The organism is Erythrobacter sp. CCH5-A1 (genome assembly GCF_001557115.1).
GTDB lineage: Bacteria > Pseudomonadota > Alphaproteobacteria > Sphingomonadales > Sphingomonadaceae > Erythrobacter.
Genome location: NZ_LSKQ01000140.1, coordinates 27,380 through 49,246 on the forward strand (window position 1 = coordinate 27,380; position 21,867 = coordinate 49,246).

Here is a 21,867-nt window from a genome sequence, read left to right on the forward strand (position 1 = left end):
GAGAAGGCAAGACATCAATGATCAGGTTCTCGGGCAGGTTGGCTGGAGGTGTTGCGACGGCGGCGCTGGTGGCAGGCACCGCGCTGGCGCAAGGCGCACCGGCAGAGCGCCTCAAGCCGCTGCCCGGCCAGCCCACCGGCGGCCCGGCGATCGTGCAGATCCCCGCGCCGACTCCGACACCGACCCCGGCGCCATCCCCCAAGACCGGCAGCAGCTTCGACCAGGCCTTCCCCGCCACGGTCTCGCAACCGGTGGTGCAGGCGACCCCGCCGGTCGCCCCGCTGGTGCAGGCGTGGACCGTGGCGCAGGCCCAGCAGCTGGTCGCCGTGATCGAGGGGATCGGCGCCGAAGGGCTTGACCCTGCCGACTACGACCTCGCCCCGCTCAAGGTCGCAATCAAAAGTGGTCCGTCCGAGGAACTCAACCGGATGGCCTCGCAGAGCTTCGTCTGGCTGGTCGAGGACCTGCGCGACGGGCGCACACCGATGGAGGCGCGCCAGCAGTGGTTCGTGGTCGACCCCGACCGCGAAGCGAACCCTTCGGGCAACGTGCTGGCCGAGGCGCTCAAGACCGGTGACATCGCCGGCACGCTCGCCAAGCTCAACCCGACCCACCCCGACTACGCCCGCCTCAAGGCCGAGCTCGCCGCGACCTCGGACGGGCAGACCGCGCGGCGCAAGCTGATCCGCGCCAACATGGACCGCTGGCGCTGGCTGGCGCGCGACCTCGGCCCGCAATACCTCATCACCAACGTCCCCGAATTCCAGCTGCGCCTGACGGTCAAGAACAAGATCGTCAGCACCTACCGCACCATCGTCGGCAAGCCGGGGCGCACCGCGACCCCGCAGCTCGCCGAGGTGGTCGAGGGCGTCGTGTTCAACCCGACCTGGACGGTGCCGCAGTCGATCGTCAAGGGCGAGGGGCTGGGCGCGCGGGTGCTCGCCAACCCCGCCTGGGGCCGCGCCAACGGCTATGTCGCGACCAAGGGCGCGAACGGCTACATCACCGTGGTGCAGCAGCCCGGGCCCGGCAATTCGCTCGGCCGGATGAAGCTCGAAATGCCTAACGAGCATGCGATCTTCTTCCACGACACGCCCTCGCGCCACCTCTTCGCCAACGACTTCCGCGCGCTCAGCCACGGCTGCGTGCGCACCGAGCGGGCACTGGAGCTGGCCATGACGATGGCAATCCTCGGCCGCGGCGCTACCAAGGACGAGGCGGTCGCGATCGCCAATTCGGGCAAGTACACCAAGGTGATGCTCGAAAAGCAGTGGCGCGCCTACATCACCTATTTCACCATGGCGACCGACATCAACGGCCAGATGGCGACCTTCAAGGACATATACGGCCGCGACGCGCCGGTGCTCGCCAGCCTCGACAAGCCGCGCGTGCGCGACCGCGGGACCAAGCCTACGAGCGAGGTGATCGTGATCGAGGACGACCTCACCGACACCTGAGTCGGGCAGGTTCCGGGCGGGGGGCGAAGTTTACAAAGTTGACACTGTAAACTTCGCATTCCTACAGGAATTCGCGAGCGATTTTCGGGGCTTGTGGGCCAAGACCGAAGTTGACACTGTGCAAGCGTTTTGCGCGCCCGAGGGGCGGCGAGGTTCACGAAGTTCACATTGCAAAACGCGCAATCCTACAGGAATTGCGCTGCCTTTCCTGCGGGTTGCGAGCGAAAAGCGAAGTTCACACATGTTCGCGCGCATCATGTCGCCGATGCGTTCTTGCTGCGGGGGGCAGCGGTTTGACGATCCGAAAGAGCCGCGCGCAATTTATCGCAGCGCTGCCGTGTAGGAAAGCGCGCTAGGCGCGGGTCATCCGCCACCACAGCACCACCGCCGCGCCGAGCGCGAAGGGGGTCGTAAGCACGAGCGCTTCAAGGTCGTAAGGCTCGCCCTGACTAAGCAGCCAGATTGCGACAACCATCGCGATCATCGCTCCGGTCAGGCAGACCGTGAAGGCTCGCCACCCGCGCAAACCGAAGTACCCGATCGCATATGCCGTCGGCAGTCCGAACACCAATGTCGCGGGCACCACGACAAACAGGCTCATCCCCGCGACGCCGAATGCGATAGTCGCCAGTATTGCTGACGACTTCTCGGTGCCCGGAAGCAACATCGCAAGAATCCCGACGCACAGCCCTCCGGCAAGGGCACCTCCGGCCATCGCCAAGAGCAGCGCTGTAGCAATGCGCCAACCGTTCGCGCGAACGGTGCGTGGCATCAATAAGCGGCGATCGAGGGGCGCGGGGCGAGGTCGAGCGGTTGGCGCTGGTACATCGCCAGATCAGGCACCGGCTGCACCGAGCCGTCCTCCTCCAGCCCAAGGCTGTCGGCATAGAGCAGCCGCCCGCCCGAGAGGTGCATCAGCGCCTCGCGGAACTGTTCGGTGCCCATCGCGAAGCACCCGTTGGAGCGCCCGAGGCGGCCCCACTTTTCGAGATGCGCGGTCTCGGCATAGTCGGCGTGGTGCATGACGATGTAGCGGCGCAAGGCCGCCTCGTTTGTCTGGTCGAGCCCGCCGAGGCGCACCGAGGTGCCGTAGCGGCCCTTGTACCACTCCCACGTCACGTAAGCGCCGCGGCTGGTGGCGTTCGAGCCTTCGGTGTTCGAGAAATCCTTGAGCCAGCCGTCATGCTGCGGGTCGGACCCCATGCCGTGGCTGACATGGTAGGACTGTACCTCGCCCCGATCGAGATTGACGAAGTGGAAGCGGGGCTTGGCCGAATGCAGCCCGAAATCGGCGATCCCGACGATGTCCTGCCGCCAGATCGCATTGCCCGCGCGCAGCAGCTCGCGCTTGGCGATACCGATGAGGATGCGGTCGCGCGGGGTGCCGGCCATCGGCTGCGCGAAGAGGCGCGCGGGGAGCGCCAAGGCCGCTCCGGCTGCCAGAGTCCCTTTGAGGATGTCGCGACGCTTCATTAATCCGTAACGTAGCCGCCAAGCCGCCGGATCCCAAGCCGCGGTTTAACGTAGATCAGCATTTCGTCGCATGTTTGCGTCAACTCGCAGGCGCGCGCCCCGCTTCGTGGAGCGCCTTGGCCGCCATGCCGAGCCGGATGACGTCGGGCATCGCCGCCGTCACCGCCTGCCGGAAGCCGGAGAGCGCCGCGAGGCGCGGGTCGCCCGCCTCGCTCATCCGCGCCACGGTCGGCCCGGTGGGGTCGAGCCGCGACTTCGCCAGCCACGCGGCGATTTCCGGGGTCTGCATCCAGGTGCCGCGGTTCATGAGGTTCATCATGAAGGCATAGGGGAAGGTCGCGGGCGTATCGGTGAGCTCGGCGGCGCGGGCGAGCTGGTTTCTGGTCTCATCGTCGGGGAAATGCGCTTCGAGCAAGGCGGTGAGCGCGGCGCTGAAGGTCACCAGCGGAACCATCACCGGCTGGAGCACGATGGTATCGCCCCGGAACTGCGGCCCGGCGTTGGCTTGCGAGGCGAAGGGCACGGCGGTGGCGGTGCAATCGATGTGGAGCGCGCCCGCGGGGATCGGGTGGGCCGTCTCGCCGAAATGCAGCGCGCCATCCGCGACGCGGGTGACGCGGCCCTTGCGGATCACGTTCGTAATGCGTCGCAGCATGGCGATCTCGCCCTCGGAGATCACCGCATAGTGATACATCTCGGGCGTCACATCAGGGTCGATGCGCAGCATGTAGCCGCTCTTTTCGAGCGCTGCGAACACCTCCTCGCCGCTCTGCGCAGTGCGGAAGGCTGCGAGGTGGGCCATCTGGCTCTCGGCCGTGGCGGCGAGGAAATCCTCGCCGGGTTGCAGGTATTTGCGGTTGTTGAGCCAGCTGTCGCGCGGGCGCACCCAGTGGATGCGTTGAGGGTCGACGCCCGCCTCGATCAGCCATACCGCAACATCCATCGCGGTCTTGCCGCCGCCGAGGATGACGAAGGCGGGCGGGATCTCGGCGGGGCGCTGCCACAGCGCGGGCAAGTCGCCGGGGATGGCGATACGCACCCCTTCGTCCACTGCGAAGGCGCGGGTGTGGGTCGAGGGGACCGAGGTCTGATAGAAGGTCGCATCGACCAGCTTGCGGCGCACATGGATGCGCGTTTCCTCGCCGGAGAGCACGCCCTTGATCGTGGCGATTCCGTCCGCGTCGCGGCCCTTGAACTCCGATAGGCGGTGATAGGCGACCCGCCCGCTCGGCAGCAGGCGCAGGTTCATGACCTTCTCGAAATAGGCGAGCACCTCGGTGCCGCTGGCGAGCGCGCAGAGCCCGGCATTGGCCCCGTGGGTGTCGATCGCCTCGCTCGCGAAGGCCATCGAATTGACCCCGTAGAAGGCCGAGGGCTGGTGCAGCGCGACGAAGCTGTAGGCGTCGTTCCAGTGCCCGCCGGGCTTGGCGTGCCTGTCAACGAAGGTGATGTGGCAGTCCGGGTCCTCGTCAAGCAGCGAATCGGCAAAGGCGAGGCCGACCGCGCCGGCGCCAACGATGAGGTAATCGGTTTCGTGGATCGTCATGCCTGTTTCCCCCGGGCCTGCGCGTTCTCGTCTGCCATCGCCAGCATCGAGGCCGCATGGCGCGCGGCGACCTTGCGCGGATCGTCGCCATAGCCCCCGCCGAGCGCGCTGGCGATGGGCAGTCCGCGGCGGCGCGCTGCGGCGATGACGAAGCGGTCGCGCATCGCCAGCCCCGCGTCGGTCAGGGCGAGCCGCCCCAGCTTGTCGTCATGGTGCGGATCGACCCCCGCCTGATAGAGCACGAAGTCGGGCCCGAAGTCGGCGAGGACGGGGGGCAGGTGGCGGGTGAGGGCTGCCATGTAGCCATCGTCGTCCAGCCCGTCCGGCAAGGACACATCGAGGCTGGAGCGGGCTTTGCGCACTGGAAAGTTCTTCTCCGCATGGAGCGAGAGGGTGAAGATGTCCTCGCGCCCCGCGGTGAGGCTGGCGGTGCCGTCGCCCTGATGGACGTCGCAGTCGACGATCAGCACGCGGGCCGCATGGCCCTCGGCGATCAGGCGGTTGGCGGTGACGGCAAGGTCGTTGAACACGCAATAGCCCGCGCCCGTGTCGTGCAGCGCATGGTGGCTCCCGGCGGCTGAGTTCGCCGCATAACCGTGCGCGCGCGCGAGCTGCGCGGCGAGCCAGGTGCCGCCGTTGGTGTGCCTGACCCTGTCGCGGATCGCGGGGGTGACGGGAAAGCCGATCCGCCGCTCCTTGTGGCGCGGGACTTCGGCGCGGAAGACCTCGTCGACATAGTCGGGGCAATGGACCGCTTCGAGCCATTCGCGCGGCATGGGCTCGGGGGCGTGCTCGGTGATCGCGGCCCCTGAGGCGCGCAGTTCCTCCATGACGAGGTAGTACTTGTCGAAGCGGAAGCTGCCGCGTTCGGGGCGCGGGGCCATGTAGTCGGCGTGGTGGACGACGTGGAGCACGCCGTTACATCCACCCGGTGTGCTGGCCAAGAATCTTGCACCCCAGCCCGATCAGGATCACGCCCCCGATGCGCTCGGCCCATTCGCCCAGATGCTCGCCCGCGCGGTGGCCCAGCGCCACGCCCGCGCCGCTCATGGCGAAGGTGACGAGCCCGATCAGCGCCACGGCGAGCCACGGCGAAACGCCCAGCGCGGGCAGCGTTATCCCCGCCGCCAGCGCATCGATGCTGGTCGCCAGCCCGGCGATCAGCAGCGCGCGGCCGGTGAGCGCATGGGCCGCCTCTTCGTCCCCCACATGCCCCCCGAGCATCCTGACGCCGAGGAAGGCGAGCAGCCCGAAGGCGATCCAGTGATCGACCGCCGCCACATAGGCCAGCGCCACCGCGCCGATTGCCCATCCCGCGAGCGGCATCAGCGCCTGGAACCCCCCGAAGGTCGCCGCGATGGCAAGCCCGCCCGCCGCCGATGGCCGGAACTTTGCGCCCTGTGTCAGCGCCACCGCAAAGGCGTCCATCGCAAGGGCGAGGGCAAGGAGGAGGGCGGCTATCATGTTGTCCGGTATTGTTCGTTTCAGAGCACCAAACTGCCCACGTCGCGGCGTCCGTGGACGATCCGTTCGATCACGACAAGAGCCTGCGCTTTGCGGTAGCGGTAGATTACGAGATAGCTGTCCTGCAACAGCAACCGCACGCCGGGCCCCGCATCCTCGCGCGCGTGGCCGATCTCAGGAAAGTCGATGAGTCGCGCAATGGCGTTCTCGATACGGTCGATCTGCCGGTCGGCGGCCGACGGATCGTCCGACGCGATATGCAGCCAGATATCGAGGAGATCGGCCCGCGCGGCGTGGGCATAGCGGGTCGTGCGGCTCATTCAGCGGTCGAGGATAGCCGCCTGCGTCCTTCGGCCTTGATCGCGGCGAAATCGAGCGCGCCTTCGGTGTAGCCGCTTGCTTCGGCTTCGGTGAGCAGGCGGCGCAGGTGCGCGGTGGTGATGTGCTGCCGCGCGCGCTGTTCTCGCCATTCGCGCAAGGCTGCCCGCACGACCTCGCTGGTCGAGGCAAAGTCGCCCGATGCAACCGCCTGCTGCACTTCGGCGAGCAATTCGCCGGTCAGCGATACGGAGATTTTCTCGACCTTACTCATGATTTTGCTGGTAGCACTTTTTGCTACCAGTGGCAATCACGCGCCCGCCAGCGCGGCAAGCTCCGCATAGATCGCATCCTCGCTGCGGCTCGCCGCGTCGCGCCAGCTGCGGGCGCTCTCGAGGTTGACCGCGCGGCCATCGGGAGTGAGGACCAGCAGGGCGGGGGTGTTCTTCATGTCTGCAAGGCCGAACCTCGCGGCGATGTCGAGGTTCCGGCCCTCACCCGTCTGCGGCATGCCGACATCGACGAACACCAGCTCGTAGCGCGCGGCCACCAGCGCGGCGAAGCGCGGGGTTTCGAGCCATCCGGCCAGCGCGCGGCTGTCGTGGCACCAGTTCGCGCCGAGCACCAGCAGCACCCGTTTTCCCGAGACCGCGGAGCGGGCGAGGGCCCCCTCGACATCGGCCATGGCATCGGCCTTCTCGGCATAGACCCGCGCTTCGGGGTGGAGCGCGGCGGCGGTCTGCGGCGCGCTCGCGCAAGACACCAGCGTGAGCGCCAGCAACACGGACAGTGCACGCACCATCAATGCAGCGCCTTCAGCCCGATCACGCAGCCGACCAGCCCGGCCAGCAGCGCGCCGCGCGCGAGGCTCAGGCTCTCGAAACCCAGCGCCACCCCGACCGCGATCGTCCCCACAGCGCCGATCCCGACCCACACGGCATAGGCGGTTCCGAGCGGAATGGTCTTCTGCGCTTCCTGCAGGAAGCCGAAGCTCAGCACGATGCAGAGGACGAAAGCGGCATTGGGCAGATCCAGCCGGAAGCCCTGCGTGTAGCGCATGGCGGTGGTGAAGCCGACCTCGAACAGGCCGGCCGCAATCAGGTAAAGCCAGCCCATGACTTACTCGGCGGCAACCGCCTGTTGCGGCGCGGCGTGGGGATCGAAGGCGGTCGCCTCCCCGCGCTCGATCTCGGCGGCCTTTTCCTCGACGAGGCGCACGATGTGGTCGAGCATGTTCTCGTCCTGCACCGTGTGGTCGGTGACGCCGCGCAGATAGACCATGTGCTTGCCCGCGCCGCCGCCGGTGAGGCCGACGTCGGTCTCGCGCGCCTCGCCCGGGCCATTGACGACGCAGCCGAGGATCGAGAGGCTCATCGGGGTCTTGATGTGTTCGAGCCGCTGTTCGAGCGCTTCCACGGTGCGGATCACGTCGAAGCCCTGGCGCGAGCACGAGGGGCACGAGACGATGCGCACGCCGCGGGTGCGCAGGCCGAGGGCCTTGAGCATCTCGAAGCCGACCTTGATCTCCTGTTCGGGCTCCGCCGACAGGCTCACGCGGATCGTGTCGCCGATCCCGGCCCACAGCAGGCTGCCAATGCCGATGCTCGACTTGACGGTCCCGCCGATCAGCCCGCCCGCCTCGGTGATGCCCAAGTGCAGCGGGCAATCGACCGTCTCGGCGAGCCCGTGATAGGCCGCCACGGCGAGGAACACGTCGGAGGCCTTCACCGCCACCTTGTATTCGTGGAAATCGTGATCCTGCAGAAGCTTGATGTGATCCAATGCGCTTTCGATCAGCGCTTCCGGGCAGGGCTCGCCATATTTCTCGAGCAGGTCCTTCTCGAGGCTGCCGGCGTTCACCCCGATGCGGATCGCGCAGCCATTGGCCTTGGCGGCGCGCACCACCTCGGCGACGCGCTGGGCCGAGCCGATATTGCCCGGGTTGATGCGCAGGCACGCCGCGCCAGCGTCCGCGGCTTCGAGCGCGCGCTTGTAGTGGAAGTGGATGTCGGCGACGATCGGGATGCGCGCGGCGCGGGTGATCTTCTTGAAATCGCGCGTCGATTCCTCGGTCGGGCAGGAGACGCGGATGATGTCCGCGCCCACGTCCTCGCAGCGCCGGATCTGGTCGAGCGTGGCGCGCACGTCCTCGGTCGGGGTGTTGGTCATGGTCTGCACGGTGATGGGAGCATCACCGCCAACGGGGACATTCCCCACCATGATCTGGCGCGATTTGCGCCGCTCGATCGTGCGCCACGGACGGATGGAAGACATGAGGGCGCATATAGGCCGCAAAGCGCTTCGGGGCAATGAGAAGCGCGGTCGGCTTGACTCGGGCGCCGGCTCCGGCAGTTTCGGTGCCAAATAAGGGAGAGACCATGCTGACTCATTCCTCGATCGAGCTGCGCTCGCCGTCGCCCAGCCTGCTGATGCGCGGGATCAAGTGGCTGGTCGGCCGCCAGACCCCGGTCTTCCCGCTCGACGAGGCGGGGTTCCATGTGCAGATGGCGGGCCGCAAGCTGCCGCTCGATGCGCCGATGCCCGAGGGGTTCCGCAAGAAGTTCCGGGTCGAGGAGCGCGAGATGCTCGGCCACAAGGTGGTGACGCTGCATCCCAAGGCAGGGCCTGGCGTTTGGCACATGGTCTATTTCCACGGCGGGGGCTTCGTGCGGCCGATGTTCAAGGTCCACTGGCCGCTGGTGGCGGAGATGGTGAAGCGGTGCGGGATGAGCGTCACCGTGCCGCTCTATCCGGTGGTGCCCGAGGCGCCTTACACCGCGCAGGACGATCTCGCCGATGCGGTGTGGGCCGACCTTGCCGCGCGGCACGACCCGGCGCGTATCATCCTCAACGGCGATTCCGCGGGCGGGCACATGGCGCTCGCGCTCGCTTTGCGGCTGGTCGCACGCGGCGGCCCGCAGCCGGGCAAGCTCGCGCTGTTCGCCCCTTGGCTCGACCTCGGCCTTGCCGACCCCGCCATCGCCGCGATCGAGCCGCATGACGTGATGCTCAAGATCGGCACCTTGCGCGCTTGTGGCGGGCTGGTCGCGGCGGGCCGTGCGATGGATGCGCCCGCGGTGAGCCCGCTCTACGCGTCTTCGGAAGCCCTCGCCCAGCTCCCGCCGACGCGGATCTGGACCGGGCGGCACGACCTCTTCATCATCGATTCGCGGACCTTCCTTGCCCGGCTGGTCGAGGCAGGGGTGGACGCCAAGCTCTACGAATACGAGGCCGCGCCGCACGTCTTCATGGCGATCCTCCCCACCCGCGAGGCGAAGGATGCGCTCGGCCTGCTGGCGGAATTCGTCGCGGGCTAGCTAGCTCGGGTAGCGCACCCCGGTCAGTTCCTCGCTCATCGCCCACAGGCGGTCGGCATAGCTGGTGTTGAGCGCGTAGGAGCGCACCCCGCCGGTCGAGCTTTCGTCGTCCACCGCGGCGACGTGGCAGTCCTCGCAATAGACCCCGCCCTTGCCTTCGAGCGCCTCGGCGGTCGCCGCCCAGCAGCTTGTCGCCGCGCCCTGCGGGATGGTCTTCCACTGGAAGCCCGTATCGCGCGAGGTCACCCGCGCCATCAGCGCCTCGACCATCTCGGGGGTCATGTGGCGGCCGAGATTGGTCTGGATCCCGCCCGGATGCACCGCATAGGCGTGGATGCCGAGCACGGCGTAGCGCGCCTCGAGCCCCACCGAGAACAGCACGTTGGCGGTCTTGGAATGGCCGTAGGCGATCCACGGATCATAGGCGCGGCGTTCGAAGAAGGGGTCCTCGAAATCGACGGGCGCGAAATGGTGGCCGCGGCTCGAGAGGTTGACGATGCGCTTCACGTGCCCCTGCTCGATCAGCGGAAACAGCTCGCCGGTCAGCGCGAAGTGGCCGAAATGGTTGGTGCCGATCTGCATCTCGAACCCGTCATGGGTGTGGGTGAAGGGCGTCGCCATCACGCCCGCGTTGTTGATGAGGATGTCGATCTTGTGGAACCGCTGCCGCGCGCGCGAGGTGGCGGCGCGGATGTTTTCGAGGCTGGTCAGATCGACCGTGATCGTCTCGAGCTGTGCCTTGGAGTGGTCGGCCTTGATCGCCGCCACGCTCTCGTCGAGCTTGGCCTGATCGCGCCCGGCGAGGATCACCTCCGCCCCGCGCGCCGCCATCGCCCGCGCGGTCTCCTGCCCGAGGCCCGAATTGGCCCCCGTGATGAACACCGTCCGCCCCGACAGGTCCTTGCCCGCCAGCACCTCGTCGGTGGTGCTGCCCCAGCCGAATTCGCTCATATGCCTCTCCCTTGGTTATAGCTTCAGTTCATACAGGAATTCGGGGTCGAGTTGTTCCCCCACCTTGAAGGTGATGTCGGCGATCTTGGCAAAGCCGTAGCGCTGGTAGAAGCGCTGTGCGCCGAAGTTCTCCGCATAGACGCTGAGCAGAACGGCATCGTGGCCGTGTTCGCGCGCGTGGGCGAGCGCCCAGTCCATCAGCGCCGCGCCGATGCCGTGGCCGGTGTGGGTGGGCAGGGCATAGAGTTGGCCGAGCTCGATGGGGTTGGCTGCCTCGGTGAAGTCGCCGAACTTCGTCGGGTAACGCAGCTTGCAGAAGGCGACGAGCTGGCCGTCATCCTCGACCAGCCGGTGGGTGCATTCCTGGCCCGCGATCTCGCCCGCGACTGCCTCGGGGTTGTGCACTTCGGCAAGGAAATTGGCGAGGTCTTCGGGCGTGTAGAGGTGCCCGAAGGAGGCGATGAAGGTCTCGGCGCCGAGCTTGGCGAGGGCGGGGGCATCGGCGAGCGTGGCGGGGCGGTAGATCATGCCTTGCCCTAGCGCGGGCGGGGCGCACTGTTAAGCTGGCGAAACGAACGGGGGCGCGTTACACCTTGCCGCCATGAAGAAACTCATCGCGATTGTAGCGCTCGCCCTCATGTCCCAGCCCGCCTTTGCCGAAGACGCAGCCCCTGCGCCCCCGCGCTGGTCGCTGGCGATCCACGGCGGGGCGGGGACGCTCGACCCCAAGGCGATGACGCCCGAGAAGCGCGCGGCCTACGAGGCGGATTTGCAGCGGGCGCTGGATGCGGGGGCGAAGATCCTTGCGGACGGCGGCGATGCGATGGACGCGGTCAAGGCCGCGATCGTGATCATGGAGGATTCGCCGCTGTTCAACGCCGGCAAGGGCGCGGTGTTCACGTGGGACGGGACCAACGAGCTCGACGCCTCGATCATGGACGGGCGGGATCGTTCTGCTGGGGCGGTTGCCGGGGTGAAGACGGTCAAGAACCCGATCCTCCTCGCCGATACGGTGAGGACGCAGAGCGAGCACGTGTTCCTCGTCGGCAAGGGGGCGGAGGAGTTCGCGGTCTCGAAGGGATTTGCCGTGATGCCGCCCGAATATTTCGCCACCCCCGCCCGGCGCGAGGCGCTGGAGCGGATGAAGGCGCAGAAGCTCTCGGCCTTGGATGTCGACCACAAGTTCGGCACGGTGGGCGCGGTGGCGCTCGACCAGAAGGGCAACATGGCGGCGGGCACCTCGACCGGCGGGATGACCGGAAAGCGCTGGGGCCGCGTGGGCGATGCGCCGCTGATCGGCGCGGGGACCTATGCGGACAACCGCGCCTGTGCGGTCTCGGCGACGGGGTGGGGGGAGTATTTCATCCGCGTCGGCGTGGCGCACGAGATTTGCGCGCGGCTGCGTTTCTTGGAGGCGGCGAACTGGCTGCTTCCCCCCGGCACCAAAGCGGGAAGAGCGGAGAAGGCGTGGCAATCCGAGGCAGTTGCTCGCGACGTCATGGCCGACGTCGCCAAGCTCGGCGGCGATGGCGGGGTTATCGTGGTCACGCCTGCGGGTGACGCGATCTTCAGCTTCAATACCACCGGCATGTATCGCGGCCGCGCGACCAGCGCCGGCGTCAACGAAGTGGCGATCTTCGGCGGCGAGGAGAAGGCGTCGAATACGCCGGATCATTGAGGGATAACTCGGCGGGCCGCGCCACGATCCCGAAGGATCGTGGCGTGGCCGACCTCTCACTGCACTTCCCTTGTGCACTCCCACGGATCGGTAGCGCGGCACACTGGCGCGGGCGGGTAGAATTCCCCGGGTCCGCGTGGAGCTCCCGAAACCGTCCTCTCGCGCTCCCAGTCTTCGCACCACGCGATGATCTGCTCATCGGTCATGCCGCTGTCGCTGAGATCGAAGGGGCAAACGGGTGCCTGATTTGCACTTGCCGAGGGGGTGATCGCGAACGCGCCGAGCGGCGCCAGACCCAAAATCAAAATCTTGCGAAGCATTTGATTCTCCTCTCTGTTGCTCCAAGGTCAGGTTATGGAGCGGACAGCGAGCAGTCAACGCGGAGTCTCGGTTAACTAACTGAAATTACGCAAGAATTGTAAATTTGAGCGTGGCTGGATCAGTACAGCTTCCCCACCAGCGGCAGGCCGCGCTCGGGCTCGGCGAATTCCTTGATGATGCGGCCGACGCGGGCGAGCGTTTCCTGGCCTGAGGCGAGCATCTCGTCCTCGGTCTGGCGCGCGCGGAAATAACAGGCGAAGGTCAGCGGCGCGCCGGTGGGAGGTTCGGCAAAGCCGATGTCGATGTAGTTGTATTCGGTGCCCCCGATCAGCCCGCTGGTGCCGGTCTTGTCGCCCGCGACCCAGCCCTCGGGCAGCCCGGCGCGCACCCGCTTGAGGCCGGTTTCGGTCTCGACCATCCAGCTCTTGAGCTCGGCGCGCTCCTTCTCGGGCAACACATCGCCATAGACGATCTTCGCCACCGTCCGGGCCATCGCGGCGGGCGTCGTCGTGTCGCGGAACTCGGCCTCGGGGACGACGTTCATCTCGGGCTCGAAGCGGTCGAGGCGGCTCACTTCGTCGCCGAGCGAGCGCCAGAAGGCGGTCAGCCCCGCCGGGCCGCCGAGGTTGCGCAGCAGGATATTGGCCGCCGGATTGTCCGAGGTGGTCTGCGTCGCCCGCGCCAGCTCGCGCAAGGTCGCGCCCGACGCCAGCCGTTCGCGCGTGAAAGGCGCGTGGCTCAGCATGTCCGCCTCGGTCCACGTCACATGGCGGTCGGCATCGATCGTGCCCGCCGCATGGCGCTGGAGCAGCAGCGCGGCGAGGCTGAACTTGAAGGATGACGCGTGGCCGAAGCGGCGGTCCTGATTGATCCCGACGCTCGCCCCGGTGGCGGTGTTGAAGATCTCGACGCCCAGCGTCCCGTTCCCCGCCGCCTCGATGATCCGCAGCTCCGCGGCGAGCCGCCCGAGCGGCGACTGATCGGGCGGAATGCAGGCCGAGGCGCCCAGTGCCAGCGTGCCGCCGATGAAGAAACGCCGATCAACTTTCATGCGAATTTATCCGCCTTGCGCTTGCCGAACCTGAGGTCGCCTTCCAGCTTCGCGCGCAGTTGCGCATAGAAGGCCTCGAGGAAAGCCCTTTCGTCGCCCGCGCCCGGGTCCCAGCCGATCTTGCGGCAGATCGTGGCGTGGACCGCCTGAAGCGCCTCGGGCGGGCTGTCGCGCAGCATCCGCTCGAGGGTCTGGAGCTCCTTCTCGCCATAGATCGAAAGCTCTGCCTCGCCGAAGGCATAGCGCACGCCGGTGACCTCGCTCGACCCGGCGACGGCGGCGGCGCCTTCGGTCGAGAGGATCTTGGCGAGCTTGGCGCGCGGCCGCTCGACCACCCAGGTGCCCGCGACGATGTCGCCCGCGCGCAGCGCGTCGCGATTGAAGAAGGGGAACAGCAGGAACAGCGCGAACCACCCGGTCACCACCCAGCCGAGCACCCCGATGGGCTCGCCCTGCTGGGCCAGCTGGGAGAGCTGGGTGAGGAAGATCAGCGGGTAGAAGATCTCGACATCGCGCAGCAGGTTGCGCGCGATCACCGCTTCGGGGGTGAGCCGCGCTGCGCCGCGCGCGGCGATGCGGATGCCGACGATGCGCTTGCCCAGCGTCGCCCCGCGCGGGCCCAGCTCCTGCACCAGGAAGTAGCCGTACCAGAAGCAGAACACGAACAGCACCGCGCAGATGCCGAGGAATTCGGCCACGCCGCTCGAGATCGCGGCCGGATCGAACCCGGTCGCATCGAAAACGCCCTGCGCGACGAAGTAGAGCGTGAGAATGGCGGCGACGAGGGTGAAGACCACGATCATCACGTCGATGATCAGCGCCCCCGCGCGCGAGGTGCGCGGGGCGATGGAGACGGGCAGCGCCAGCCCCTCGGGCGTGACGAGGGTGCGCGCGCGCTTGTCGTCGCGCGGAAGGGGGGCGATGCCGCGCGCGCTCATGTCGCGGCGCTTTCGCCCGGGCGCGGGGCGGGGCGGTAGAGGAAGAAGTAGCCGAGCCAGAACACCAGCATCGTCCCCCCGATGAGGTAGCGGGTGAAGGTGTCCTCGACCAGCTGGCGCGGATAGGCTTCGAGGATCGCGGCGACCACCATCATGATGACCACCCCCACCATCACCACCGCCGAGCGGCGCCCGGCGGCGGCGGCGGCCTCGAGCACCGGGAGCTTGCCGGGGAAGGCCATCGCCCGCCCGATATGCAGCCCTGCCGCGCCCGAGAGCATGATGCCGAACAGCTCGGTGGTGCCGTGGACCGAAATCCACGCGGCGAGCTCCACCACCAGCCCCTGCCCGTCATAAAGCCACAGCAGCACGCCCAGCAGCGCCATGTTGTGGACCAGCAGCAGGAGCGAGGGGATGCCGAAGGCGAACCCCAGCGCGAAGGCGAGGATGCACACGCCCGAATTGTTGCTGAACAACTGCGCGGCAAACCCGGCGAGCCCGGCGGCGCCTTCGTTGTGCCGGAGCGATTCGATCAGCTGCTCGCGGCTCGCGCCCGGCTGGCGGACGTCCATCATATTGGCCGGGAAGAGGCGGTAGAACCACGCCTCGTCCTGCGCGACCAGCAGCCAGCCGGCCACGGTGCCCGCGACCATCACGAACAGCGCGATCGAGATGTCGAGCCACAATTCGCGCACCGCGCGGCTCCACCCGCCGAACAGGAAGCCGCGCATCCAGCGGACAAATCCCATGCGCGGGCCGTAGACCTGGAACCACGCGCGCTGCACCAGCGCCTCGAGATAGGCGAGGGTCGCGGCGTCGAGCGAGGTCTCGCGCGCCACGGAGAGCGAGGAGGCGGCGGTGCGGTAGAGCGCGGGGAGCGCAATCAGATCGTCGTCGGCAATCCGGCGCAATCCGCCCTTTTCCATGCGCACGAGGATCGCCTCCAGCCGCTTCCACTCGCCCTCGCGCTCCAGCCGGAAGCGGTCGGAGCGCAGCGCCGCGCTTTCGATATCGGGCGGTGCCTCCACCTGCCCACGGCCGAACCATGAGGAGAGGATCGGGGCCTTCATCCAATCGCCTCGCTGCTGCGGATCGCGAGATAGCGGTCGATCAGGCTGGGTCCGATGCTTTCCCACGGGGCTTCGAGCACGTCGATTCCGAGCCTGCGCAGCCGGGTCAGCACCAGCTTACGCTGCTGCGCGAGGCTGTCGGCGGTGACCGAGCGGGCGAGGGTGGCGATGTCGCCCGGGGGTGCGGCGATGAGGTCCTCGACCTCGGCATCGGTCATGGTGACGAACAGCACCAGATGCTTGTTCACCAGCCGCCCGAGGCTTTCGACCATCAGTTCGGCCGCGGTCGGGTCGGTGAAGTCCGAGAACACCACCACCAGCGAACGGCGCTTGAGCTGCGCGGTGAGCGTGGCGAGGGCGAGGGTGAAGTTGGGCTCCACCGGTTCGTAATCGAGCCCCGCGGCGGCCGATTGCAGGCGATGGAAGGCGCGCGCATCGGCGATGAAGGGGGTCATCAGCTGCGGGCGCCGGGCAAAGCCGAACAGCGCGACCTTGTCCCCGCCCTTGAGCGCGACATAGCCGCAGGTGAGTGCCGCGCTGACGGCACGGTCGATGCGCGGCAACCCGTCGACCGGCTCGCACATCGCCTGCCCGCAATCGAAGGCGAAGACGATCTGGTTGTTGCGCTCGCTCTCGTTCTCGCGCGCGAAGAGGCGGGTGTGGCGCGCGCTCGCCTTCCAGTCGATGCGGCGGCGGTCCATGCCGGGCTCGTATTCGGAGAGCGCCTCGAACTGCGTGCCCTCGCCCCGGATGCGGCGGTTGATGAGGCCGATCTGGGCGTTGCGCAAGAAAGTCTGCAAGTCGGGCGAGCGCACCGGGGAGAGGTCGGGCCAGATGCGCACAGGCCTCTCCAGCGGATGGGCAATCTGCCGCGCGCCAAGCCCGAGCGGCCCCTCCCAGCGCATCCATGCGCGCTCGACCAGCGCGGTGCCGCGGCGGTTGGGGGTGAGGGTGGTCTCCCCGCGCCAGCCCTCGCCATGGGGTTCGGGCGTGAGGGTCAGCGTCACGCGGCCCTCATCGGCGAGGCGCGGATCGCAGGCGAGCGCGGCCTCGGCGCGTTTGGGCTGGCGGCCGGCAAAGCGCGCGGTGACGGCAAGGGCGCTCGGCTGGCCGACCTCGATGTCCTCGGCGGTGCGAATCTCCCAGCCCTCGACCTTGCCGATCAGAAGCGCGTCGAGCGCGACAAGCAGCAGCAGCGCGCCCCCCAGCAAGGGTGCGGCGACCCATGCCCCCGGCGCGGTCGCGGCGATCACCACCGCGACGGGCGCGAGCGCGGCGGCGACCCAGGCCGCGCGCTCGGTCGGCGCGATCACCATCAGCGGCCGCAGCGGCAGCAGCAGGATGTTGAGGACAAGGCGGAGGACGCGCAGCACGTCTAGCGCGGCGCTTCCGTGGCTTCGACCAGCTCGGCGACCAGCTTCTCCATGTCGCGCCCCTCGATCTCGGCGGCGGGCGAGAGCGTCAGGCGGTGGCGCAGCACCGGCACCGCGAGCGCCTTGACGTCGTCCGGGATCACGTAGCTGCGACCCTCGAGCGCGGCACGGGCGCGGGCGGCGCCGGCCAGCAGCACGGCCGCGCGCGGGGAAGCGCCGACGGTGAGTTCCGAATGTTCGCGGGTCGCGCGGATCAGGCGCACGACATAGCGGGTGATGTCCTCGGCGACGGTGACTTCGCCCACCGCGGCAGTCGCCTCGGCGATCCCGGCGGTGTTGGTGACGGCGGTCACACCCACATCGGCAGGCCGCTGCGGGCCGGAACGCTTGCCATAGGTGGCAACGATCCGCGCCTCTTCCTCCTCGGCCGGATAGGGCACCAGCAGCTTGAACAGGAAGCGGTCGAGCTGCGCTTCGGGCAGGGGATAGACGCCCTGGTTCTCGATCGGGTTCTGGGTGGCGACCACCATGAAGCGGTCGGGCAGACGGTGGGTCTCGCCATCCAATGTCACGCGCCGTTCCTGCATCGCCTCGAGCAGCGCGGCCTGGGTCTTGGGCGGGGTGCGGTTGATCTCGTCCGCCAGCAGCAGGTCGCAGAAGATCGGGCCGCGGGTGAGGGTGAACTGGCTGGTCTGGAAGTTGAACAGGTTGGAGCCGAGAATGTCGCCCGGCAGCAGGTCAGGCGTGAACTGGATGCGCCCGAAATCCAGCCCCAGCGTCGTCGCAAAGCTCTGCGCGAGGAAGGTCTTGGCGGTCCCCGGCGGGCCTTCGAGCAGCACGTGGCCTTCGCTCAAGAGCGCCACCAGCAGCATGTCGACCATCGCTTCCTGCCCGACGATCGCCTTGGCGATTTCGGCACGGATGGCGCCCGTGAGGGTACGGACGTCTTCGAGTGTCATGGTCATTTCTTCGGCGGTCCCTGTTGCAATTTGGTGGCGAGATCATCGAGGCCTTGCGCGGCGGCGAGAATGTCGGCGGGCTTTTGCGCCGCCTCCAGCCGGGCTGCACGGCGGGTGAAGGGTTCCTCTTCCGGCAGACGGCGGGCGAGGGCGGCGTCGATCGCTTGCGGGTCGGGGCGGGCGAGGCCCAGCCGCTCGGCCAGCCGCCGCGTGGCGAGCGCCGCATAGGGCGCGCCCAGCAGCCGGAAGCGCCGCGCGCGCACGATCAGGCCGGCTCCGTTCATGATCAGCTGGCGCTTGCCGAAAGCGATGTCAGGGCCACCGCGCGCCGCCGCCGGGCCGAAGCGCTGGAAGGCGCGCCAGCCGACGATGAGGAGCGCCACCAGCAGGCAAAGCGTTGCGGCAAGGAAGGGCGGACGGAAGGCGAGGGTCAGCAGGTTCTCCGAAGCGCCGAAGCCGTTCAGCGTCATGTCGAAGACGACGTGGTCGATATCCTCGGCCACCGCCAGATCGTCGACCAGCGCGATCGCGGCGGCGGCGCGCCTGGCGTCGGCAAGGCCGTAATTATTGGCAAGGTCGGGGTCGGCGACAAATATCACCGGATAGAGGCGGGGCGCGAAGGTGGTGTCGCCCTCCTCGACTTCGCTCTCGGCTTCCTCGCGCGCGCCGCGGTTCACCCCGAAGGCGAGCACCCGGCCCGCCGCATCGGTGATCAGCGCTTCCTGCCCCCTCGCAAGTTCGGCGTGGAGCACGACGTCGCGCGGCAGCGAACCTGACAGCCCCATGCCGCTCCAACGGGCCGGAGCAGCGGGCTTGACCGGTTTGGCAGCCGGCGGCTTGACGGGCCCTGCCGCAGGCGCATCGGGCAGCACGGCCAGAGCGCCCGGCAAGGCCGACTTGGGATAGACCGCGTGGCCGAACCGGTAGGGCTCGGGCAGCTCGCCCGGCCATTCGCTCGGGGAGGCGCCCCTGATCGTCACCCAGCCGCGCTTGAACTTTGCCTGCACCTTGGGCGGCAGGTTCGGGCCGGGCGGGGACGCAAACCACTTGGCCAGAATCACCAGCGTCGGACCGATGGTCCGGCGCTGCGCGAGGATCTTCCCGATTTCCTCGGCATCGCCGTAGGGTCCGGGGGTGAGCACCAGCAGATCGCGGGTCTTGAGGTCCTGCGCATTGCGCGAGCGTTCGACGCTGTAGCCCTGCGCTTCCACCAGCCGGACGAGGCCCGCATAGCCGTTCAGGCCGTTGCTCGAGGCATGCGCCTGCCCGCGTCCGCGCTCGCCGCCGAAATCCGCGTCGGCGCTCATCAGCCACAGCATCGCAAGGAACAGCGCAAACCCGCCCGCGACCAGCGCAAAGGCACCGAGGCGCGAGAAGGCGGCGGGGCGGGCTGCGGCGCTCATGCGGCGAGCGCCGTGCGGTCGAACTTCGCGAGCGCGAATTCGGCATAGGCGGCGCGCGCGGCGTCCCAGTCGGCGCGGGCCAGCGGGGTGAGTGCGAAGAGCGAGACCTCGACCCGCGTCGCGATCACTCGGAAGGCCTCGCGCGCCGCAGCGGGGAGCGCGGGGAGCGCGGCAAGCTCGCGCGCGGTGCTCGAAGGCTCGACCCAGTCGGGCCGCGCGGCGCTGATCTGGGCGACGCTGCGCTGGAGCAGCAGGTGGGTCGCCTCGTCGAAGCGGCCTTCTGCCGCGAGCCGGTCGGCATCCTCGAGCAGCGCGAGGCTCGCAGCGGCATCGGGGCGCCAGGCGTCCTCGGGCGCAGCGGCCGCCTTGGCCTTGGCCTTGCGGCCGAAGCGCAGCAGCGAGGGGTCGATCAGACGGATCACGAGCACGATCACGAACAGCGCGACCAGCGCGACCGGCACCCAGCGGGCCCACCACCACGAGTCTGCAAGCATCTCGGCCACCGGAGCGAGCACCTCGGCGAGCCACTTGAAGAACGCGTCGAGCAGCTCGGCCAGCCAGCCCGGCTTGGGCGGGGGCGTTTCGGGGATGGTGACGGGGGCGAACTGGATGCTCTCGTCGGCGCGCAGCTCTTCCCATCCGGCGGGAGGCGATCCGCCTGAATTGTCTTGCGATTCGGAAAGGCTTTGTGCGGCCGCTGCGGTCATCCCGGATCGGGTGGTGGCACGCCCTTGGGCCACGCGCAACGGGAAACAGCGTTACCCGTTCGTCAACCTCTGGCGCGGCCCTGCCGGTAGCTGCCGAGCAGGCGCAATTCCTTGGAATGGAACGCGCATTCCTCCAGCGCGCGGTCCACCGCCGGATCGCCCGGCGCGCCGATGATGTCGGCGTAGAAGGTGGTCGCGGCAAAGCTCGTGCCCTGCTGGTAGCTTTCGAGCTTGGTCATGTTGACGCCGTTGGTCGCGAACCCGCCCAGCGCCTTGTAGAGCGCGGCGGGGATGTTCTTCACCTCGAAGATGAAGGTGGTCATCACCGGCGCGCCTGCGAGCGCCTCGGGCGCGAGCGCGTCTCTCGCGAGGATCACGAAGCGCGTCATGTTGTCGGCGCTGTCCTCGACATTGTTGTCGATGATGGTGAGCCCGTAGAGCTCGGCCGCGAGCGCGGGGGCGATGGCGGCGACGGAAGGATCGCCGCGCTCGGCCACATAGGCCGCCGCGCCCGCGGTGTCGGCGTGGCTCAGGGGGACGATCCCCCGCTCGCGCAGATAGCGGCGCGACTGGCCCAAGGCCTGCGGGTGCGAATAGGCCGCCTCGAAAAGGCGCCCTGGTTCATTGGGTCCGAGCGCCATCAGCGCATGGTGGATCGGCATGAAATATTCGCCGACGATGTGGAGCCCGCTTTCGGGCAGCAGGAAGTGGATATCGGCGACGCGCCCGTGCTGCGAATTCTCGATCGGGATGATCGCGGCGCCCGCGCGCGCGTCCTTCACGGCCTCGAGCGCGTCTTCAAAGCTGAAGCAGGGGAGCGGGGCGAGATCGGGGCGCGCCTCGGTTGCCGCGCGGTGCGAATTGGCCCCCGGCGAGCCCTGGAACGCGATCGCGCGCGCCGGATCGGCGGCCGCAGCGCGCTGCATCCGGTCGACGATTTCAAGCGCGGGGCCGGGGAAGGATCGCATGGTGGCACGCGCCTATATGCCTCGGCGCGCGGGCACAAGCCCTGCGCCGGCCAACTTGCAAAAGGTGCAAGAATATGTGCCACGATCGGTCTTGCGCGCGTCGCGGGGCGACACTATGGAGCGCGCGGGATGACACAGGACAACTCTTCGCAAGACAAAGCCGCAGGCCAGAACGGTGGCGGCGATCTGTTCAACACTGCCGCCGGCTGGGTGCTGTTTGCGGCTGGCCTCGGCCTGGGTCTGTCGATCCTGTCGGGCAAGTATTTCCACGGCACGAAGCCAGAGCGCCCGGAAAAGCTCGGCTACGTGATCGAGGGCGTGGTCGAGGAAGGCGGCGGCGGCGCGGCCGAAATGTCCATGGCCGAAGCGCTCAACATCAAGCCGGCGGCCGAACTGATCGCGGCGGGCGAAAAGGCCTTCGCCAAGTGCCAGAGCTGCCACACCGTCAACGCGGGCGGCGCCAACGGGATCGGCCCCAACCTCCACGGTGTGATGGGCAAGCCGCTGGGCGCCCATGCCGGTTTCGCCTACAGCGCCGAGCTGAAGGGCAAGGGCGGCAACTGGGATTGGGACACGATGAACGAGTGGCTCAAGAACCCCAAGGCCTATGTGCCGGGCACCAAGATGAGCTTCGCCGGCCTCCCCAAGATCGAGGATCGCGCCGCAATCGCGATGTATCTGAACGCGCAAGGGTCGAACCTGCCGGTGCCGACCTTCGTCGCCGATGCTGCGGCGGGCACGCCCGCGGGCGAGGAAACCCCGGCTGCGGACGAAACCCCGGCGGCGGCGGAAACTCCGGCCGAATAAGCGGCTCTGCTATGCGGACACGAAAAAGGGCGGCTCACGGGCCGCCCTTTTTCGTTTCCAGCCCTT

25 protein-coding genes are annotated in these 21,867 nt (G+C 68.3%); 4 read left to right on the top strand and 21 right to left on the bottom strand.

Going from position 1 to position 21,867, the window contains the following annotated elements; all coding sequences use genetic code 11:
• The first annotated feature begins 17 nt into the window (after positions 1–17).
• Positions 18–1,457, top strand: a complete 1,440-nt coding sequence (locus AX708_RS07520; protein ID WP_066531440.1) for a L,D-transpeptidase family protein — start codon at positions 18–20, stop codon at positions 1,455–1,457.
• 352 nt (positions 1,458–1,809) lie between these two features.
• On the opposite strand, the gene AX708_RS07525 is transcribed toward AX708_RS07520, so the two are convergent.
• From AX708_RS07525 to ispG, 10 genes are all read right to left on the bottom strand, one after another.
• Positions 1,810–2,172 carry a hypothetical protein gene (locus AX708_RS07525; protein WP_066531441.1) on the bottom strand — a complete coding sequence of 121 codons (363 nt, stop codon included), beginning with the start codon at positions 2,170–2,172 and terminating at the stop codon, positions 1,810–1,812.
• A 56-nt stretch (positions 2,173–2,228) separates the two neighbouring features.
• Positions 2,229–2,930, bottom strand: a complete 702-nt coding sequence (locus tag AX708_RS07530; protein WP_066531442.1) for a murein L,D-transpeptidase catalytic domain-containing protein — start codon at positions 2,928–2,930, stop codon at positions 2,229–2,231.
• 79 nt (positions 2,931–3,009) lie between these two features.
• Entirely contained in the window at positions 3,010–4,476 is a 1,467-nt protein-coding gene (locus tag AX708_RS07535; protein WP_066531443.1) for an NAD(P)-binding protein, read from the bottom strand.
• Positions 4,473–5,360 (bottom strand): histone deacetylase, encoded by an 888-nt coding sequence (locus AX708_RS07540; protein ID WP_082745655.1) that lies wholly within the window; start codon positions 5,358–5,360, stop codon positions 4,473–4,475. The genes AX708_RS07535 and AX708_RS07540 overlap by 4 nt, the downstream gene beginning before the upstream one ends.
• 34 nt (positions 5,361–5,394) lie before the next feature.
• Complete coding sequence (locus tag AX708_RS07545) at positions 5,395–5,940, bottom strand: manganese efflux pump MntP family protein (RefSeq protein WP_066531448.1); 546 nt, start codon at positions 5,938–5,940, stop codon at positions 5,395–5,397.
• 20 nt (positions 5,941–5,960) lie between these two features.
• On the bottom strand, positions 5,961–6,260 hold the full coding sequence (locus tag AX708_RS07550) for a type II toxin-antitoxin system RelE/ParE family toxin (RefSeq protein ID WP_066531451.1): 300 nt from the start codon (positions 6,258–6,260) through the stop codon (positions 5,961–5,963).
• A complete protein-coding gene (locus tag AX708_RS07555; RefSeq protein ID WP_066531452.1) occupies positions 6,257–6,532 on the bottom strand; it encodes a type II toxin-antitoxin system ParD family antitoxin in 276 nt (91 codons plus the stop codon). Before AX708_RS07555 ends, AX708_RS07550 begins: the two co-directional genes overlap by 4 nt.
• 36 nt (positions 6,533–6,568) lie before the next feature.
• On the bottom strand, positions 6,569–7,060 hold the full coding sequence (locus AX708_RS07560; RefSeq protein WP_066531453.1) for a thioredoxin family protein: 492 nt from the start codon (positions 7,058–7,060) through the stop codon (positions 6,569–6,571).
• Complete coding sequence (locus AX708_RS07565) at positions 7,060–7,374, bottom strand: multidrug efflux SMR transporter (protein ID WP_066531458.1); 315 nt, start codon at positions 7,372–7,374, stop codon at positions 7,060–7,062. Before AX708_RS07565 ends, AX708_RS07560 begins: the two co-directional genes overlap by 1 nt.
• Positions 7,375–7,377: 3 nt before the next feature.
• Positions 7,378–8,532 (bottom strand): flavodoxin-dependent (E)-4-hydroxy-3-methylbut-2-enyl-diphosphate synthase, encoded by a 1,155-nt coding sequence (gene ispG / locus AX708_RS07570; protein ID WP_066531460.1) that lies wholly within the window; start codon positions 8,530–8,532, stop codon positions 7,378–7,380.
• A 104-nt stretch (positions 8,533–8,636) separates the two neighbouring features.
• Here ispG and AX708_RS07575 point away from each other — a divergent pair, with 104 nt between their 5' ends.
• Positions 8,637–9,575: an alpha/beta hydrolase gene (locus AX708_RS07575; RefSeq protein ID WP_066531462.1), complete on the top strand. Its 939-nt coding sequence runs from the start codon at positions 8,637–8,639 to the stop codon at positions 9,573–9,575.
• Here AX708_RS07575 and AX708_RS07580 read toward each other — a convergent pair whose 3' ends face one another.
• Positions 9,576–10,526, bottom strand: a complete 951-nt coding sequence (locus tag AX708_RS07580) for an SDR family NAD(P)-dependent oxidoreductase (protein WP_066531463.1) — start codon at positions 10,524–10,526, stop codon at positions 9,576–9,578.
• Between the two features lie 15 nt (positions 10,527–10,541).
• Positions 10,542–11,054: a GNAT family N-acetyltransferase gene (locus AX708_RS07585; protein ID WP_066531465.1), complete on the bottom strand. Its 513-nt coding sequence runs from the start codon at positions 11,052–11,054 to the stop codon at positions 10,542–10,544.
• Between the two features lie 73 nt (positions 11,055–11,127).
• On the opposite strand from AX708_RS07585, the gene AX708_RS07590 reads away from it, so the two are divergent.
• The gene (locus AX708_RS07590) at positions 11,128–12,204 is read left to right on the top strand and encodes an isoaspartyl peptidase/L-asparaginase family protein (protein WP_082745654.1); all 1,077 of its coding nucleotides are present in this window, start codon (positions 11,128–11,130) and stop codon (positions 12,202–12,204) included.
• A 56-nt stretch (positions 12,205–12,260) separates the two neighbouring features.
• On the opposite strand, the gene AX708_RS07595 is transcribed toward AX708_RS07590, so the two are convergent.
• The 9 genes from AX708_RS07595 to AX708_RS07635 all read right to left on the bottom strand — a co-directional run bounded on the left by AX708_RS07595 (position 12,261) and on the right by AX708_RS07635 (position 20,994).
• Positions 12,261–12,524, bottom strand: coding sequence for a hypothetical protein (locus AX708_RS07595; protein ID WP_066531467.1), 264 nt, complete (start codon positions 12,522–12,524; stop codon positions 12,261–12,263).
• A gap of 119 nt (positions 12,525–12,643) precedes the next feature.
• Positions 12,644–13,576 (bottom strand): class A beta-lactamase, encoded by a 933-nt coding sequence (gene bla / locus AX708_RS07600; RefSeq protein ID WP_066531469.1) that lies wholly within the window; start codon positions 13,574–13,576, stop codon positions 12,644–12,646.
• Complete coding sequence (locus AX708_RS07605; RefSeq protein WP_066531476.1) at positions 13,573–14,514, bottom strand: RDD family protein; 942 nt, start codon at positions 14,512–14,514, stop codon at positions 13,573–13,575. Before AX708_RS07605 ends, bla begins: the two co-directional genes overlap by 4 nt.
• Positions 14,511–15,584 (bottom strand): stage II sporulation protein M, encoded by a 1,074-nt coding sequence (locus AX708_RS07610; protein ID WP_066531478.1) that lies wholly within the window; start codon positions 15,582–15,584, stop codon positions 14,511–14,513. The genes AX708_RS07605 and AX708_RS07610 overlap by 4 nt, the downstream gene beginning before the upstream one ends.
• Positions 15,581–16,957, bottom strand: coding sequence for a DUF58 domain-containing protein (locus tag AX708_RS07615; RefSeq protein ID WP_197426193.1), 1,377 nt, complete (start codon positions 16,955–16,957; stop codon positions 15,581–15,583). The genes AX708_RS07610 and AX708_RS07615 overlap by 4 nt, the downstream gene beginning before the upstream one ends.
• A gap of 2 nt (positions 16,958–16,959) precedes the next feature.
• Positions 16,960–17,922 (bottom strand): MoxR family ATPase, encoded by a 963-nt coding sequence (locus tag AX708_RS07620; RefSeq protein ID WP_197426361.1) that lies wholly within the window; start codon positions 17,920–17,922, stop codon positions 16,960–16,962.
• Positions 17,919–19,319: a DUF4350 domain-containing protein gene (locus tag AX708_RS07625; protein ID WP_066531480.1), complete on the bottom strand. Its 1,401-nt coding sequence runs from the start codon at positions 19,317–19,319 to the stop codon at positions 17,919–17,921. Before AX708_RS07625 ends, AX708_RS07620 begins: the two co-directional genes overlap by 4 nt.
• Complete coding sequence (locus AX708_RS07630) at positions 19,316–20,026, bottom strand: hypothetical protein (protein WP_066531482.1); 711 nt, start codon at positions 20,024–20,026, stop codon at positions 19,316–19,318. The genes AX708_RS07625 and AX708_RS07630 overlap by 4 nt, the downstream gene beginning before the upstream one ends.
• Before the next feature lie 62 nt (positions 20,027–20,088).
• On the bottom strand, positions 20,089–20,994 hold the full coding sequence (locus AX708_RS07635; protein WP_066531486.1) for a prephenate dehydratase: 906 nt from the start codon (positions 20,992–20,994) through the stop codon (positions 20,089–20,091).
• 129 nt (positions 20,995–21,123) lie between these two features.
• Between AX708_RS07635 and AX708_RS07640 the strand changes: the two genes are divergently transcribed.
• Positions 21,124–21,801, top strand: a complete 678-nt coding sequence (locus tag AX708_RS07640) for a cytochrome c family protein (RefSeq protein WP_066531487.1) — start codon at positions 21,124–21,126, stop codon at positions 21,799–21,801.
• Positions 21,802–21,867 lie beyond the last annotated feature (66 nt).

Coding starts and splice junctions, on each gene's coding strand:
- AX708_RS07575 (WP_066531462.1), top strand. CDS start 8,637: ATGCTGACTCATTCCTCGATCGAGCTGCGCTCGCCGTCGCCCAGCCTG.
- AX708_RS07540 (WP_082745655.1), bottom strand. CDS start 5,360: ATGGCCCCGCGCCCCGAACGCGGCAGCTTCCGCTTCGACAAGTACTAC.
- AX708_RS07590 (WP_082745654.1), top strand. CDS start 11,128: ATGAAGAAACTCATCGCGATTGTAGCGCTCGCCCTCATGTCCCAGCCC.
- AX708_RS07560 (WP_066531453.1), bottom strand. CDS start 7,060: ATGGTGCGTGCACTGTCCGTGTTGCTGGCGCTCACGCTGGTGTCTTGC.
- AX708_RS07595 (WP_066531467.1), bottom strand. CDS start 12,524: ATGCTTCGCAAGATTTTGATTTTGGGTCTGGCGCCGCTCGGCGCGTTC.
- AX708_RS07635 (WP_066531486.1), bottom strand. CDS start 20,994: ATGCGATCCTTCCCCGGCCCCGCGCTTGAAATCGTCGACCGGATGCAG.
- AX708_RS07520 (WP_066531440.1), top strand. CDS start 18: ATGATCAGGTTCTCGGGCAGGTTGGCTGGAGGTGTTGCGACGGCGGCG.
- AX708_RS07605 (WP_066531476.1), bottom strand. CDS start 14,514: ATGAGCGCGCGCGGCATCGCCCCCCTTCCGCGCGACGACAAGCGCGCG.
- AX708_RS07545 (WP_066531448.1), bottom strand. CDS start 5,940: ATGATAGCCGCCCTCCTCCTTGCCCTCGCCCTTGCGATGGACGCCTTT.
- AX708_RS07580 (WP_066531463.1), bottom strand. CDS start 10,526: ATGAGCGAATTCGGCTGGGGCAGCACCACCGACGAGGTGCTGGCGGGC.
- AX708_RS07550 (WP_066531451.1), bottom strand. CDS start 6,260: ATGAGCCGCACGACCCGCTATGCCCACGCCGCGCGGGCCGATCTCCTC.
- AX708_RS07555 (WP_066531452.1), bottom strand. CDS start 6,532: ATGAGTAAGGTCGAGAAAATCTCCGTATCGCTGACCGGCGAATTGCTC.
- AX708_RS07630 (WP_066531482.1), bottom strand. CDS start 20,026: ATGACCGCAGCGGCCGCACAAAGCCTTTCCGAATCGCAAGACAATTCA.
- AX708_RS07565 (WP_066531458.1), bottom strand. CDS start 7,374: ATGGGCTGGCTTTACCTGATTGCGGCCGGCCTGTTCGAGGTCGGCTTC.
- AX708_RS07530 (WP_066531442.1), bottom strand. CDS start 2,930: ATGAAGCGTCGCGACATCCTCAAAGGGACTCTGGCAGCCGGAGCGGCC.
- AX708_RS07525 (WP_066531441.1), bottom strand. CDS start 2,172: ATGGCCGGAGGTGCCCTTGCCGGAGGGCTGTGCGTCGGGATTCTTGCG.
- AX708_RS07620 (WP_197426361.1), bottom strand. CDS start 17,922: ATGACCATGACACTCGAAGACGTCCGTACCCTCACGGGCGCCATCCGT.
- AX708_RS07640 (WP_066531487.1), top strand. CDS start 21,124: ATGACACAGGACAACTCTTCGCAAGACAAAGCCGCAGGCCAGAACGGT.
- AX708_RS07535 (WP_066531443.1), bottom strand. CDS start 4,476: ATGACGATCCACGAAACCGATTACCTCATCGTTGGCGCCGGCGCGGTC.
- AX708_RS07585 (WP_066531465.1), bottom strand. CDS start 11,054: ATGATCTACCGCCCCGCCACGCTCGCCGATGCCCCCGCCCTCGCCAAG.
- AX708_RS07610 (WP_066531478.1), bottom strand. CDS start 15,584: ATGAAGGCCCCGATCCTCTCCTCATGGTTCGGCCGTGGGCAGGTGGAG.
- bla (WP_066531469.1), bottom strand. CDS start 13,576: ATGAAAGTTGATCGGCGTTTCTTCATCGGCGGCACGCTGGCACTGGGC.
- ispG (WP_066531460.1), bottom strand. CDS start 8,532: ATGTCTTCCATCCGTCCGTGGCGCACGATCGAGCGGCGCAAATCGCGC.
- AX708_RS07625 (WP_066531480.1), bottom strand. CDS start 19,319: ATGAGCGCCGCAGCCCGCCCCGCCGCCTTCTCGCGCCTCGGTGCCTTT.